Here is a 15,602-nt window from a genome sequence, read left to right on the forward strand (position 1 = left end):
AAGGAGCTGATAAGGATGAGAAAAGACTTTTTATGGGGAGGCAGTATAGCGGCCCATCAGTGTGAGGGCGCTTGGCAGGAGGGCGGAAAGGGAACCGCTATTATGGATCTGGTGACCAGCGGCTCCCATGAAGTTCCAAGGGAAATCTGTACGGAGATAGAGGAGGGAAAGTATTATCCCTCCCACAGGGGAATTGATTTTTACCATCGGTACAGGGAGGACATTGGTCTCTTTGCCCAGATGGGGTTTAAGACACTGCGGATCTCTGTGGACTGGTCCAGGATCTATCCCATGGGTGACGAGGAACAGCCCAATGAGGAGGGGATCCGGTACTACAGGTCCGTGGTGGATGAACTGCGCGCGCAGGGGATCGAACCCATGGTTACCCTGTATCACTTTGAAATGCCTTATCATCTGGTGACGGAATATGGTTCCTGGACCAACAGGAAAGTGATTGACTTTTATCTGAAGTACTGTGAGACCATGTTCCGTGCACTGAAGGGAAAGGTCAGGTACTGGGTCACGTTTAATGAGATGAACCATATTGATCCGGCCACAGAGGCATCGGATATTTTCACTTATATCATTGCGGGCCTTAAGTTTTCACAGATGGAAGAACCTGCCAGGACCTTGGCCGCGGTGGGATATAATATGACAGCGGCAGGGGTGAAGGCAGTGGAGCTGGGCCACAGGGTGGACCCGGATAACCAGATCGGATGTGTGTTCGGCCTTCAACCCGTGTACGCCTATAACTGTAAACCGGAGAATGCGTTCCAGGCATTTAAGGAAATGTACCGGGATTTTTATCAGGTGGACGCCATGTGCAACGGATATTTCCCCAGGTATAAGCTGAAGGAATACGAAAAAATGGGCATTGTACCGGAGGGTGTAGAGGAGGATGAGGAAGCATTTAAACAGGGCGTCATTGACTTTATCGGCGTCAATTACTACTCCTCCAGCGTGGGCCATCATGATGGGGAAGAGGGGGAGGAGACCCTGTTTGGGGGTGTGCAGAACCCATACCTGGAGCAGAGCAGGTGGGGGTGGTCCATTGATCCCAAGGGACTGCGCTATCTGCTGAACGCAGTGTACAAAAAGTACGGGAAACCCCTGATCGTTACGGAGAACGGTCTGGGCGCGGTGGATATCCTGAGTGAGGACAAGACCGTGGATGACAGCTACCGCATTGAGTACCTGAGGCTTCACCTGGAGCAGCTGAAACTGGCGGTTGAGGAGGATGATGTGGAATGCTTCGGATACCTTATGTGGGGGCCTATTGATTTGGTTTCCGCCACCACAGGGGAGATGAAAAAGCGGTATGGTTTTATCTACGTGGATCAGGAGGATGACGGAAGCGGTACCGGGGAGCGGTATAAGAAGAAATCATTTGACTGGTTCCGTCATGTGATTGAGACCAATGGGGAAGAATTGAGACAGGAATAAGTCCGGATAGAAAAATTATAGTGGAAAGAGTATCGCAAAAAGGGTTCCGGACAAAATTGCCGGAACCCTTTCCTTGTTGTGTGTATCATTCAGTATGTGTATCATTCACTTAAATCAATCCTCCGTATTGCAGGAACAGAGGGGCGAAAACAAGGGACACAATGGTCATCAGTTTGATCAGGATATTGATGGAAGGTCCTGAGGTATCCTTAAATGGATCGCCTACCGTATCACCTACTACAGCTGCCTTGTGGGCCGTGCTTCCCTTTCCGCCGTGGTTGCCCTCCTCTATGTATTTCTTTGCATTGTCCCAGGCTCCGCCGGAGTTGGACATAAAGATTGCCATGAGGACGCCGGTGACAAGGGAACCGGTGAGAAGACCGCCCAGGGCATCCGGTCCCAGGATAATTCCGGTGGCCAGGGGCGCCAGCACTGCCATAAGTCCCGGCAGGAACATTTCCCTGAGGGCAGCCGTGGTGGAGATGGACACGCAGGAAGCGTAGTCGGGGCGGGCATTTCCCTGAAGGATCTGCGGATTCTCACGGAACTGGCGGCGCACCTCCTCGATCATCTGGTGAGCTGCCTTGGATACGGATTCCATGGTCATGGCAGAGAAGAGGAAGGTGAGCATCCCGCCGATGAAAAGGCCCACAATGACATGGGCATTGAGGATATCAATGGTGGTGAGCTTAACTGCCTCGGCATAGGATACGAACAGGGCCAGTGCGGTGAGGGCAGCGGAGCCAATGGCAAAGCCCTTGCCGATGGCAGCCGTGGTGTTTCCCACGGAGTCAAGCTTATCGGTGATCTCACGGACGGATTTGTCCAGTCCGGCCATTTCCGCTATACCTCCCGCATTGTCTGCAATGGGTCCGTAAGCATCGATGGCAACTGTTATTCCGGTGGTTGACAGCATACCCACTGCGGCCAGGGCAATTCCGTAAAGTCCCATAAGGCGGTTGGAGATCAGGATGCCGATACATACCAGAAGGATGGGAACAGCGGTGGACTGCATACCCACTGCCAGGCCGCTGATAATGGTGGTGGCGGAACCTGTCTCAGACTGGCCGGCCACTTTTTTTACAAACCGGTAATCCCCTGACGTATAGATCTCAGTGACAAATCCAATGAGCACACCCACAAACAGGCCGGTGATCACGGTCAGGGCAGCCAGGTAATTGCCGAAAAAGGTGCGGCTCAGCGCCAGTGCAGCGATAACAACCAGTGCGGTAGCGCTGTATTCCCCTGTCTTTAGTGCCTTGTGGGGATCCGTGCCCCCGATGGCCTTGACAAGCAGGGTTCCTATGATAGAAGCCGCAATGCCGCATGCGGAGAGCAGCAGTGGGAAAATGATGCCGGATTCCTGATAGAATACAAGGCCCAGGGTCAGTGCGGAGATCAGGGAACCCACATAGGATTCAAACAGGTCAGCGCCCATTCCTGCCACATCACCAACATTGTCGCCCACGTTGTCGGCGATCACGGCCGGGTTGCGGGGATCATCCTCTGGGATGCCTGCTTCCACTTTTCCCACCAGGTCAGCGCCCACATCCGCGGCTTTGGTATAGATGCCTCCTCCCACACGGGCAAAAAGGGCGATGGAGGATGCTCCCAGGCTGAAGCCGGAGAGGACGGACACGTCCCGTGTGATCATATAGAGGGCTCCAACCCCCATCAGTCCAAGGCCGACCACAGCCATTCCCATGACACTGCCGCCTGAAAATGCAAGTGCCAGGGCGCTGCGCATGCCTGAGGTGCGGGCCGCATTGGCGGTACGGCAGTTGGCGCGGATGGCAGCGCTCATTCCAAGATAGCCGGCTGCTGTGGAAAAGAAACTTCCCACCAGGAAGCATCCTGCAGTGACCCAGCTGCCTGTTCCAAAGCCGATGACAATAAACAACAATGCAACAAAGACAATAAGTATACGGTACTCTGAGGTGAGAAAAGCCCTTGCGCCTTCTGCAATGGCGTCAGCGATCTCCCTCATTTTCTGGTTTCCGGGATCCTGCTTGATAACATGCAGCCTTAACATGATGGCAAACAGAAGCCCCAGCAGTCCTATGATGGGGACTATAAGTAACATTTGATTCATAATACCCTCCTATTTTTTGGTTAAAATAAATCCCTCCTAAATGGATTGTAACAAACTTCCAGGAGTTTATCAACAAAAATTTTTAGAATAACTAAAAGATTTTGCACATTTTTAAGTACAGGAAGGACTGTTCACAAAATGGATATTGCTGTAAATGGGATTTTAGTATATGATTAAGAGATAAGAACACGAACATGTGGGAAACGGCAGGTGGAAACGGTGAAGTGGAATATTGCTCCGGAAACAATATCATTGGTTATCCTGGGAATCATATGGGTATATTCCCGAAAAGGCAGCCATATTCCGAGCCTGAAGAACAGGATGTTCCAGGGATGCCTGACCATCACCTTTGCGGCCATGACAAGCAACATCCTGTCCACCTTTATGCTGTACCGTTACATCCCCTCACCCCTGTGGCTGACCTGGGCGGTTACCACGGTCTATTTTATACTGACTCCTTTAATGGGCCTGATCTATTATCTTTATGTGGTCTCCATCATATATGAGGAGCGCCCCAGATTAAGGCAGATGATCCTGGCCGGAAGTATTCCCGCAGTCCTTTATACCATGCTGGTATTGTCCAATTCGTTTACAGGATGTATGTTTGCCATAAACAGCGACCAGGGATATGTGAGAGGCGGTTGCATTTTCCTGACCTATCTGATTTTTTACGCATACTGTATTGCATGTATTGTGGTGGCGGTCAGGAACCGGCATAAGATTGACCGGCAGATCTTCCATATCCTGGCGGCTTTTCCGGTGCTGGCCGTGCTGGTCATCCTGTTCCAGCAGCTGTATCCTGATATCATCCTGTCAGGCTCCGCCGCCACATGTGCGCTTCTGATCATCTACCTACATTTGCAGAACAAACAGATATCCATGGATTACCTGACCGGTGTACCCAACCGCCAGGAGCTTTTGAATATGCTGGACCTGATGTTTAAGAAATATCCGGACAAGGAATTTACCCTGATGGTGGTGTCGATCCGGGATTTCCGTCAGGTCAATAACATATGCGGGCAGCACAGCGGGGACGAGTTTCTTAAATCGGTGTGCCGGTTCCTGTGTGAGATCGGTCCCCGGGAAAATGTCTACCGGTACAGCGGGGATGAGTTTGCCCTACTGTTCACGGACGGGGATGGGGAGCGCATCCGCCGGTGCGTGGGTGAGATACAGGAACGCATGGCTAAGCCATGGCAAAACCGGGATTATCAGTTCATCCTGCCGGTGGCCATAGGCATTGTCAGGCGGTCCGAGTATGTGAACACGCTGGAGAAAGCGGTGAGCGCCATTGAGTATGCTGTTTACCAGGCCAAAACCGGAAAATATGGGGAGGTCCTATACTGCGACCGCAGTATGCTGGGAAAACTGGAGCGGAGAAAACAGATCATCCAGATCTTGAAGGATCAGCTGGCCGGCGGGGATGTGGAGATGTACTATCAGCCCATCTATTGTGTGGATTCAGGGAAATTCATGTATGCAGAATCCCTTATGAGGATGAACAACACTCCCATCGGCCCGGTATATCCCTCGGAATTTATCCCCATTGCTGAGGAGACAGGCCTTATCATTGAACTGACCTATCTGATCCTGGACAAGGTGTGTAAATACATCAACCGCCTCCGGGCACAGGGGCTTCCCATTGAAGCCATCCATGTGAATTTCTCGGCCATCCAGTTTTCACAGCCGGACCTGACCGCAAAGGTACTGGATATCATACAGCGCAACGGGACCCCTATGTCCATGGTCAAGCTGGAATTTACAGAGAGCACGCTGGCGGAGAACCCCCAGGTGGTGACGGATTTTGCCATTGAGATGAAACGCCACGGCATCATAATGGGTCTGGATGATTTTGGGACAGGATACTCCAATATTGCCACTGTTATCAGCATTCCCTTTGGAACCATAAAGCTGGATAAAAGCCTTGTGTGGGCATCCATGGACAATCAGACATCGGCCCTGGCGGTAAAGCATCTGGTGGAAACCTTTAAGGACCTTGGGATGGCCGTGGTGGCGGAGGGGGTGGAGACCGAGGAGCAGAGGCAGCTGGTGATCGATTTTGGGGTGGAGCAGATACAGGGGTATTATTACTCAAAACCATTGTCACAGCAGGGGATGGAAGAATTTCTGCGGAAAAACGAAGGATATTTATAGCGGAGGTTCTTTGTAACAGAGTTTTTTATAATGGATGAATCTTGATCACGGGGAAATGCGGTTCACAGGGAACTGCAGGATGCCGCCGGTACCATTGTGTGCCGGCGGCATTTTCGTATGGTGACCGCACTCTTGTATTCCGGCGAATTCCCTGTATGCTGGCGGCAGTCCAGCCGCCAGACCCGCCTCCGGGCACTCCGGCTTCCGGACTGCTTTTTGTGGTTTGTTTTTTCAACATTTTAGGTTTGTATTCTGTGTTTCAGCCCGGCCCTGTTTTTACTATAATGACATCAACAGGTGTACTCTCTGAGACTCCGAGCGTACACAACAGCAGAAGGGAGGTAATAAAGTGTCATATTTTAACGAGATAACATTAGGGGTGTGTTATTATCCGGAACACTGGAAAGAGGAATTATGGCCGGAGGATCTAAGGCGTATGAGGGATGCCGGGATAACAATGATCCGGATCGGGGAGTTTGCCTGGAACAAATTTGAGAACCAGGAAGGGGTATTTGATTTCAGCTTTTTTGACCGTTTCCTGGATGTGGTCCGGACAACGGATATCAAGGTTATCTTCTGTACTCCCACGGCGACCCCGCCGGCATGGCTTACGCTAAAATATCCTGAGGTGCTGGCCGTGGACCTGGATGGCAGGAAACAGTATCATGGGGCAAGAAGACATTACAATTATAATTCCCCCATATACAGGGATAAGACCAGGATCATCACGGAACAGCTGGCCAGACACTATGGGGAACACAAATGCATCATCGGATGGCAGATTGATAATGAATTAAACTGTGTCACCAATGAGTTTTATTCCGAATCCGACCATGAAGCCTTCCGCACATTTTTACAGGAACGGTACGGCACCCTGGAGCAGCTGAACAGCGCGTGGGGAACCGTGTTTTGGAACCAGACTTATACGGAATGGGAGCAGGTGTACCTGCCGCGCCACACACAGAGGGATACCTGTAATCCCCATCTCAGGCTGGATGCCGTCCGGTTTTTCTCGGAAAGCTGTATCTCCTATTGCAGATTACAGTATGAGATCCTGAAACAATACCTGCCGGACCATGTGTTTGTCACAACCAATGGATTGTTCGGACACGTGGATTATAACAGGATGGTCAATGAGGCGCTGGATTTCATTACATATGACAGCTATCCTGAGTTCGGGTTAATGGAGGGAGCCGATCATCTGAAGGACAGAAGGTGGAGCATGAACCTGGCCAGGGCACGGGGGACCGTAAAGGGATTCGGTATCATGGAACAGCAGTCAGGCCCCGGAGGATGGTATAATTTCAGGGTGGCGCCCTCGGCAAAGCCCGGCCAGATCCGGCTGTGGACCTTCCAGTCCATTGCCAACGGCGCTGATTTTGTAAGTTACTTCCGCTGGAGGACCTGTTCCTTTGGGACAGAGATATACTGGCATGGGATCCTGGGCTATGACAATCTGGACAACCGGAGGCTGGAGGAGATCAGGAACCTGTCCAAGGATATAAAGAAAATAAGCGGCATGGCGGGAAGCAGATATCAGGCAAAGGCAGCTATCCTGTATGATTATGATAATGAATGGGATGGGGAAACGGATGTGTGGCATGGACCCTTAAGAAGATACTCCCACCTTGGACTTTTCCAGGCGCTTCAGGAGGAACATATCCCCTTTGATTATGTCACCGTCACCCCGGAAATGGATGTACACACCCTGCAGCAGTATGAAGTGGTATTTGCACCCCACATGACCATAGTAAATCCAGCCCTGGTACAGGTGATCAGGGAATATGTGGAAGGCGGGGGCAAGTTCATTACTGGCGCCAGGACGGGATATAAGGATATGAACGGAAGGTGTCCCATGGAGATCATGCCCATCCGGATGACGGATCTGTTTGGGATCCATATCCTGGATTTTACAGCTGTTATGCCGGATTCCACGGACCAGTATGCCCAGATGGACGGGCAGAAGATTTACATGCCGCTGTTTCATGATATACTGACACCTGTGGATGAGGCATGTGTAATAGTTGCAACCTACTGTTCCGGTTATTACCAGGGAAGTCCGGCCATTGTCAGGAAACGTACCGGCGCAGGTGAAGCATATTACTTTGGGGCTGCCTTTGACTGCAAGACTGTAAAAACCCTGCTTCGGTCAGCCGGGGTCAGCAGCGGCCTGAGCTGTTGGGCCAGCGTGCCGGAATGGTGTGAGACCGCTGTCAGGGAAGGGGATCGGGGAGCCTGCCTGTTCATACTGAATTATGAAGATAAGTGGACGGAGATCCAGCTGCGAAGGACAATGAAAAATGTGCTGACCGGAAATGAAGAAAGCGGGACGATCAAACTGGAGCCCTTTGGGGTTCTTGTATATGAGATATAAGGGAGGATGGGGAACTATGAAACGAAGATTAGGTATAGGGTTATCAGTTCTTATGGCAATGGGTATTTTGGCGGGCTGCGGCAGTTCAGCGGCGGCTGATGGAGACAGCGGGGCGGTCAGCAAGGCCAAGACAAAAACAGAGGATGTGGTGGAGATGACCATGACCACACTAAACGGGGGCACCAATGATGTGTTTGCAGAGGCCATCCAGAGAGAAGTGGATAAGTTTAATGAAAGCAATGAGTATAATGTAAGGATCAAGCTGGAGTGTTACTCCAATGACAATTATAAGACAAAGCTCACCACCTTGATGGCGTCCAATGCCCAGCCGGATATCTTTTTTACATGGGAGTCCGGATTCCTTCAGCCCTTTGTGGACGGTGACAAGGTATATCCCGTAGGGGACATCCTTGTAAATGATGAGGAGTGGTATGGGGCGTATCCGGACAAAAGCGTGTTTGGTCCCCTTACATTCGGGGATGAGATATGGGCGGTGCCGAATTCCAAGCAGATCGTGGTAGTGGCTTATAACAATAAGCTGTTTCAGGATGCGGGTACCAAAGTCCCCGCCACATACAGCGAATTCCTGGAAACGTGTGAAGCGCTGAAACAGGCCGGGATCAGCCCGTTAGCCATCCCCTGCGGGGAAGCGTGGTACGGAGGACAGATGCTTCAGCAGCTGTGTAATGTACTGGGGGGCGAGGAGTTTTACAATTACACCATCAGCGATGAGGTGCAGTGGAATCACAAGACGTTTGTGGAAGCGGGAACGCTTCTGAAACAGATAATGGACCAGGGATATCTGGTGGACGGATTTTTAGGAATGTCCCCAAGTGAAGGGTTTGAATTATTTAACAACGGTGATGTGGCCATGTTCATGTGCATCACATCAGGGGTTAACAAGCTGGATGTCCCGGAGAACCCCTACTACAATGATATTGATTTCTTTCTCCTGCCTTCCGATAACCCGGATTACAACGGTGTGAATGTAGGTTCCATCGGACAGACCTACGCCATCAGCAGCCAGGCGGAGAACCCCGAGGCAGCGGCAGCGTTTTTAAAGCAGATGACGCTGGGGGATTACCAGCAGGTACTGACGGACAATGCCCAGATAACAGCAACCAATGTACAGGTAAACCTGGATAATCTCAGCGAGATGACGGTCCGGTCCAGGAAAATGTTTGACCAGATGAAGGTTTATACGCCCTGGCTGGACAGGATTTATGGGGCAGGTGAGGGCGTGGAGTTTAATAATGCATCGGTTTCTATTTTAGGCGGCACAGATCCACAGGAGGCAATGGATAATTTACAGCAGTTTGCCATTGATAATGCAAATAATTAATGAGCCCACAGGAGTGCTGCTTTTGCGGCACTCCCTGTTTATACAAGGAGGGTGTGTATGAATAAGGTATTGAGTAATAAGAAAACAATTGCAATATTTATATTGCCGGCATTTCTGCTTTATGGGGTATTTGTCCTGATACCCATCATCTATAACATATACCTGAGCATGTTTCAGACGGATCTGATGGGAAAAAAGAATTTTGTGCTTTTCCGCAATTACATGAATCTTTTAAATGACAAGATATTCCTGAAAGCCCTAAAAAATAACGGAATGCTTGTGGTTGGTTCACTCCTTGCCCATTTGCCCCTGGCGCTGCTGTTCGGAAATTCTATCTTTATTAAGATCAGGGGAAGCCGGTTTTTTCAGTCTATATTCTTTCTTCCCTCTGTTATCTGCGGAGCCGGTGTGGGACTTCTGTTTAATATGATATATAATTCGGAATTCGGCCTCCTCAACACATTCCTGGATCTGATCCGCCTAAGCGGTCTTAAACACGCATGGCTCAGCGAGGAGAAGACGGTAATGCTTGCCCTCATTATTGTGGTGATGTGGAAGTATGTGGGATACCATATGGTCATACAGCTGGCGGCCATGAAATCCATACCCGACAGTCTGTTTGAGGCTGCCAGGATTGACGGGGCCACCACCTGGCAGCAGTTTACCAAGATCACATATCCACTGATCAAGCATGTGATCAAGATCGATGTGGTGCTGATCATCACAGGCTCCCTGAAATACTTTGATCTGGTGTGGACCATGACAAAGGGGGGACCCAACCATGCCAGTGAGGTGATGGCAACCTATATGTATTATCAGGGATTTAGGACCATGAAATTCGGTTATGCCAGCGCCATCGGCCTGGTGCTCCTGGTGCTGTGCATGCTGGTGATATGGGGCGTCAACCGTCTGATCCGGACTGAGAAGCTGGAATATTAGAGAGGAGACCGACTATGAAGAGAAACATATTTCGTCTGGCCGCATTCCTGGTCATGGCAATATTTGCAGTGTGCTGCCTGTATCCCATCATCTGGCTGATGATCAATTCCTTTAAGACAAATAAGGAGCTGTTTTATAATACATGGGGCCTGCCGGAAACCATGCAGCTGGATAACTATGCAAGGGCTATTTCCAAAGGAAATATTGGAAGCAGCTATATAAGTTCCGTGCTGATCACATCCGCATCAGTATTTCTTACCGTGTTCTTTGGAGCCATGGTTTCCTATGGAATCACCAGGCTGCGGTTTCCAGGCGTTGATATGGTGAGGGGCCTGTTTTCCATGGGAATGAGTATCCCGGCCTATGCGGTCATCATCCCTATGTTTGCAATGTTTAACCAGATGAAGCTGTTGGATTCCTTTACATCCGTTATCATTGCCCATGTTGTATTTGCTTTTCCCATTACGATCTATATCCTGACAGGTTTTTTTATGACCATTCCCAGTGAATTGGAGGAGGCTTTTATCATGGATGGGTGTACAATCCTGAAAGGATATTATAAAATAATATTACCCATTGCAAAACCCTCCATTGCAACGGTGTCTGTCATCAACTTTATCACGGTCTGGAATGATCTTTTGTTCCCGCAGATTTTCCTGACAACCATGTCAAAGATGCCTTTGCCCGTCATATTGACCCAGTTTGCGGATCTTGATTCCGTGGACTATTCAGGTATGCTGGCAGCTGTTGTCATGACGGTAATTCCAACCATTGCAGTCTACATCGTTTTACATGATAAGATCATTGAGGGTATGACAGCCGGAGCAGTGAAAGGGTGACGGAATTAGACTATGGATCCATATAAGCTTTTAATTGCAGATGATGAGCCCCATATACGGGCGGGGATCAGTGCCCTGGACTGGGAGAGTATCGGTGTCCGGGTCTGCGGAATCGCCAATAACGGAAAGGAAGCCATTGACATGGCTTCTTTGTGCATGCCGGATATCATTCTCACTGATATAAGGATGCCCATAACGGACGGACTGGAAATGGCGGAGCAGATCCTGGCCCGCAACAGTGATTGTATGATCATTTTTCTCAGCGGTTATGAGGATTTTGAGTATGTAAAGCGGGCCCTGAAAATGGGGGCATGTGATTATATCCTAAAGCCAGCGGCGCCCGGAGAGATACTTAACTGCTGCAGGGAGGCGCTTAAGCAGCTCAGGGACAAACGGGAGCATATACAGGCATATCAGGACTTAAGGTCCATGGTGGCCCGGAATGAGGACGGCAGGGAAGAAGGTAAGGAGACCCGGGAACATCATGGGGATTTAAGGGAGAGCAGGATAAACAGTAAGGAGATACGGTTTTATATTGAGAACAATTATGGGAAAGATCTATCTTTAAACGACTTGTCGGAGTTGTTTCATTTTAATTCCATCTACATTAACAGGATACTGAAAAAGGACACGGGCTATACGTTCCTTGAGATCCTTAACAATAAGAGAATGGCCGTGTCACTGAGGCTTTTGGAGGAGACGGACCTGAAGGTGAGCCGGATAGCGGAACAGGTGGGGATTCCGGACCAGCGTTATTTCAGCACCATGTTTAAAAAATATTATGGCTGTTCCCCCAAGCAATATAAACAGAACATGAAACGGAAGGGCATATGAAAAAACACAGGCGGAGGCGGTTCCAGCGAAAACTGAAGTATAAGTATATGGCCGCGTGCATCGGTATAAGCCTGTTCCTGGTCCTCATACTGACAGGCAGTTATTACGGATATTTTAACAAGCTGTTTGTGACCCAGACCCAGGATTATGTATTTAATATGGCGGAACAGTCAAAGGACAGCCTTGAACTTACCATGCGCCAGATCGACAGTGTGATCCTCAGCATCCAGAGCGAGACCATGGTCCAGGAGTTCCTGACAAAGATAGACAAAGGGACATATGGGGCTTATGAGGAATATCTGGCCAGGGAAAAGGTACGCCAGGGAATCTATGCGGATATCATGTGGGAGGATTCCGTGGTCAATGTTTATCTGGAATCAGACCAGGGATATTCTGAAGTGTGGGAAAAGTCAGGGGGCGGCGTCATATGGAATAAGCAGAAAAAGGAACAGATCTATGGGGGAAAGGGCAGGACCGTATGGCTGGGGGTGGATGAATCCGGTAAGTTCATGCAGGCCGGGGCCCAGATCAACAGCACAAAAAATTTAAAGCCCCTGGGTTTTGTAATGATACAGATGCCCGTGGAGGACTTTGAGAACCAGATCAACAAGTATTCCTTTATACGGAATGGGCTGACCATGATCATCAGCCGGTCGGAGGGGGTGATCGTGACCACGGATCCGGCGTTGTCCGCTGACGGACTTGACACATTGGGCCGGCGGTTTATGTCCGGCCATGTCAGGGAGGATGTGTATTCCGTTGACTTTGGGGGAGAGAAGTATTATGCGGTGATATCAGATCTGAGGTACAATGACTGGAGGCTGATCACGCTGATACCAAAGATGAATTACAGTGAGGTTTTATATGAACTGAGATTTTATATTTTTGCAGTAGTCATGGTGGTTCTGTTTGTCTCCTTTATCATTATACTGATCCTGGCGGAGCGGTTTACGAAAAACATCAAGGAGCTCCAGGGAGCTATGGAACGGTTTGGGGAAGGGGACTTTAACGTCATTTGCGCGGTCCACTCCGATGACGAGGTGGGGCAGCTGTCCCAGCATTTTAACATGATGGTGTACAATATCAATGATCTCATTGACAGGGTCTATAATGAGACTATGCTGCGTCAGGAAGCGGAACTCAAGTCACTGAGGATGCAGATCAATCCTCATTTCCTTTACAATACCCTGGACATGATGAGCTGGATCTCCCGGAACAGAGGTGTTCCGGAGGTGGGGGAGGTGGCGGTTTCGCTGGGTAATATCCTACGGTATACGATCAACGGGTCTGACTTTGCCACCATTGGGGAAGAACTGGAACATATCAGGAATTACTTTATGATACAGCACTGCAGGTATGGAGACCGGATCCATTTTAACATTGATGTTCCCCGGGAGGTTCTGGACATCCAGATCCCCAAACTGCTGATCCAGCCTTTGATCGAGAATGCAGTGGTACATGGGGTGGAGAACCTGGAAGCGGACGGGGTTGTGACCTTAAAGGCAGACTTAGACCGGCAAAACCTTTACATCTCTGTTATTGATAACGGGGTGGGAATGAGCCAGGAAAAGATAGACGCCATACTCAATGATGACAACGGCATTCCTCTGGAAGTCAGGGAATCCATTGGCCTTAAAAACGTAAACAGGAGACTTAAGATCCGCTACGGGGAATTTCACGGGCTCAGGATGCGCAGTGTCCTGGGAAAAGGGACAGAGGTTAAGATGTGCATACCATACCTGTCGTGATACAGATATAAATAGATTCAGACATTCGTAGATTCAGACATTCGTAGGTTTAGGCATACAAAAAATCCCGGTTTCCGGACCCGGTTCAGGGTTCCGGAAAAACCGGGATTTCTATTATCACTGCTTTACAATGGTATACTTTGACAGGTCCGGATTAAAAGTATCCTTATCCGAATCCCAGGCACCGTTGGCACCCAGCCAATAGTAGAAATTCATCTCTCCTGACTTGATATAGCAGTTGGTCAGCATATAGCCTTCGTAATTAAAATAATACCACTTGTTGTTGATGCATCTCCAGGTGTTGGTGGGATATGCCTTGTTCTTGTAAACGTACCGCCTGCCCAGCCTGTTCCGCTCCCAGCTGCCGTTGTCAATATACCAGGCATCTTCAGGCCGGATCTTATTCTCCTCCGAGAGTTCAGACCAGGGACTTGCCTGTGATTTATAGGTTCCGAAGGCCCTTACGCGGAATGTGTACACACCTTCCACATTGATATATGACTTGAAATCATAGCGGTCATGCTTGGCTGTTACCGTGGCCATCAGGCGGTTATCCTTATAAAGCTGGATCTCATAACTCTTGGAACCTTCCACCTCATCCCACACAGCTGTATTATTGTTCCAGCTCACTGCTGTGGAAGCAGGAAGGATGCTGTCAATGGTAGGAAGGGTTACCTGCAGGATCAGGGAATTCCCATCCCCGTCCATGGTGGCTTTTTTGTACTGTGCCCCGCATCCGAATAAGGAAAAGTATGTTCTGCCAGTGCTGGTAAAGCTGTACCCGCTTTTGGCGGATAACTCTATTTCTACCACAGGCCTTTCGCCGAAAACCCATGTATCATCTCGTTTAACATAGGAAGCGCCCTCCACAACAAAATGCTTATTGCTGGAAGTGGCATATACTTCACCAACCAGGTCTCCGGCTTTTGGTGCTCGGTCCCACGAAATGGACAGGGGGACGGAATCGATGAGACTCTCTTCACCATAAGCGGGTACCAGGATGCCTAAAGACAGGAGCGATATCAAAAAAACCAGTAAAAATGTCTTTTTTGACATAGCATGTACCTCCTCTTAATGTGCTTATAACTATTGTACATTAGATAGGATGAAAAGTCCAAGGATTATTTTCTTAAGAAATTCGATAGAAATACGTGAGTAAATCTTCATAAATTGAACGTACCCTCAGTGGACAAGGGGACACACCCCCCTTGTCCACTGAGGGTCGTTCCCATGAAAGATCTCAATACAGCCCTGATATGAGACTGCTGCATTGCTCAATGCCCAAAACCCCGCTGTCCAGTGTGACATGGTAGTTACGGGCAAGCCCCCACTGGGTGTCGGTATAAAACTGGTAGTAGGCGGCCCGGCGTTTGTCCTTGTCAGCCAGTCTCTTTTGTGTGGGCACATCCGTTTCTCCGTAAAGGCTTACGATCCGCTGGGCGCGCTTATCAAAGCCGGCATGGATAAACACCTTCAGACAGTCGGCCGCATCCTTTAAGATATAGTCTGCGCACCGCCCCACGATTACACAGGATTCCCTGGCTGCCAGCTCCAGGATGATGCTTCTCTGGATGATCCAGAGATAGTCCTGGTTGGAAACCCCGTTTAGTGAGCGGCCGGAAAATGCATTGGCAAACCATCCCTTATGGGCGCTGGATTCATCCTGCTCCCGGATATAATCCTCTGTAAAACCGCTGTCCTCAGACAGCTTTTCGATCAGCTCCTGGTCATAACAGGGGATTCCCAATGTTTCTGCTGTCATTTTCCCTATGGTGCGTCCCCCGCTTCCAAATTCCCTGCTGATGGTTATGATCCTGTTTTTCATTGTCCTTCCTCC

Annotated in this window: 11 protein-coding genes; 8 read left to right on the forward strand and 3 right to left on the reverse strand. The window is 49.6% G+C overall.

Features of this window, described 5'->3' with window-relative positions; genetic code table 11:
* The first annotated feature begins 15 nt into the window (after positions 1–15).
* Complete coding sequence (locus tag ABID13_RS04705; protein ID WP_082173907.1) at positions 16–1,443, forward strand: family 1 glycosylhydrolase; 1,428 nt, start codon at positions 16–18, stop codon at positions 1,441–1,443.
* Positions 1,444–1,552: 109 nt separating this feature from the next.
* Here the strand turns inward: ABID13_RS04705 and ABID13_RS04710 are convergent, their stop codons facing one another.
* Positions 1,553–3,535 (reverse strand): sodium-translocating pyrophosphatase, encoded by a 1,983-nt coding sequence (locus ABID13_RS04710; protein ID WP_007858945.1) that lies wholly within the window; start codon positions 3,533–3,535, stop codon positions 1,553–1,555.
* A gap of 219 nt (positions 3,536–3,754) precedes the next feature.
* Between ABID13_RS04710 and ABID13_RS04715 the strand changes: the two genes are divergently transcribed.
* From ABID13_RS04715 to ABID13_RS04745, 7 genes are all read left to right on the forward strand, one after another.
* Positions 3,755–5,689, forward strand: coding sequence for a putative bifunctional diguanylate cyclase/phosphodiesterase (locus ABID13_RS04715; RefSeq protein WP_007858944.1), 1,935 nt, complete (start codon positions 3,755–3,757; stop codon positions 5,687–5,689).
* Between the two features lie 349 nt (positions 5,690–6,038).
* The gene (locus tag ABID13_RS04720) at positions 6,039–8,063 is read left to right on the forward strand and encodes a beta-galactosidase (RefSeq protein ID WP_048930204.1); all 2,025 of its coding nucleotides are present in this window, start codon (positions 6,039–6,041) and stop codon (positions 8,061–8,063) included.
* Positions 8,064–8,079: 16 nt separating this feature from the next.
* Positions 8,080–9,405, forward strand: coding sequence for an ABC transporter substrate-binding protein (locus ABID13_RS04725; protein ID WP_007858936.1), 1,326 nt, complete (start codon positions 8,080–8,082; stop codon positions 9,403–9,405).
* Positions 9,406–9,462: 57 nt separating this feature from the next.
* Positions 9,463–10,344, forward strand: coding sequence for a carbohydrate ABC transporter permease (locus ABID13_RS04730; protein WP_048930203.1), 882 nt, complete (start codon positions 9,463–9,465; stop codon positions 10,342–10,344).
* A gap of 14 nt (positions 10,345–10,358) precedes the next feature.
* Positions 10,359–11,183 (forward strand): carbohydrate ABC transporter permease, encoded by an 825-nt coding sequence (locus ABID13_RS04735; RefSeq protein ID WP_007858932.1) that lies wholly within the window; start codon positions 10,359–10,361, stop codon positions 11,181–11,183.
* 12 nt (positions 11,184–11,195) lie between these two features.
* Positions 11,196–12,017, forward strand: a complete 822-nt coding sequence (locus ABID13_RS04740; protein WP_007858930.1) for a response regulator transcription factor — start codon at positions 11,196–11,198, stop codon at positions 12,015–12,017.
* Positions 12,014–13,765: a sensor histidine kinase gene (locus ABID13_RS04745; protein WP_045091295.1), complete on the forward strand. Its 1,752-nt coding sequence runs from the start codon at positions 12,014–12,016 to the stop codon at positions 13,763–13,765. The genes ABID13_RS04740 and ABID13_RS04745 overlap by 4 nt, the downstream gene beginning before the upstream one ends.
* 117 nt (positions 13,766–13,882) lie before the next feature.
* Here the strand turns inward: ABID13_RS04745 and ABID13_RS04750 are convergent, their stop codons facing one another.
* Both ABID13_RS04750 and ABID13_RS04755 read right to left on the reverse strand, forming a co-directional pair.
* Entirely contained in the window at positions 13,883–14,821 is a 939-nt protein-coding gene (locus tag ABID13_RS04750; RefSeq protein WP_007858926.1) for a hypothetical protein, read from the reverse strand.
* Positions 14,822–15,005: 184 nt separating this feature from the next.
* The gene (locus ABID13_RS04755) at positions 15,006–15,590 is read right to left on the reverse strand and encodes a cytidylate kinase-like family protein (RefSeq protein WP_045091294.1); all 585 of its coding nucleotides are present in this window, start codon (positions 15,588–15,590) and stop codon (positions 15,006–15,008) included.
* Positions 15,591–15,602: the final 12 nt, after the last annotated feature.

Source organism: Enterocloster citroniae (genome assembly GCF_040545455.1).
Lineage (GTDB): Bacteria > Bacillota > Clostridia > Lachnospirales > Lachnospiraceae > Enterocloster > Enterocloster citroniae.

Coding starts and splice junctions, on each gene's coding strand:
- ABID13_RS04705 (WP_082173907.1), top strand. CDS start 16: ATGAGAAAAGACTTTTTATGGGGAGGCAGTATAGCGGCCCATCAGTGT.
- ABID13_RS04710 (WP_007858945.1), bottom strand. CDS start 3,535: ATGAATCAAATGTTACTTATAGTCCCCATCATAGGACTGCTGGGGCTT.
- ABID13_RS04725 (WP_007858936.1), top strand. CDS start 8,080: ATGAAACGAAGATTAGGTATAGGGTTATCAGTTCTTATGGCAATGGGT.
- ABID13_RS04730 (WP_048930203.1), top strand. CDS start 9,463: ATGAATAAGGTATTGAGTAATAAGAAAACAATTGCAATATTTATATTG.
- ABID13_RS04735 (WP_007858932.1), top strand. CDS start 10,359: ATGAAGAGAAACATATTTCGTCTGGCCGCATTCCTGGTCATGGCAATA.
- ABID13_RS04740 (WP_007858930.1), top strand. CDS start 11,196: ATGGATCCATATAAGCTTTTAATTGCAGATGATGAGCCCCATATACGG.
- ABID13_RS04745 (WP_045091295.1), top strand. CDS start 12,014: ATGAAAAAACACAGGCGGAGGCGGTTCCAGCGAAAACTGAAGTATAAG.
- ABID13_RS04750 (WP_007858926.1), bottom strand. CDS start 14,821: ATGTCAAAAAAGACATTTTTACTGGTTTTTTTGATATCGCTCCTGTCT.
- ABID13_RS04755 (WP_045091294.1), bottom strand. CDS start 15,590: ATGAAAAACAGGATCATAACCATCAGCAGGGAATTTGGAAGCGGGGGA.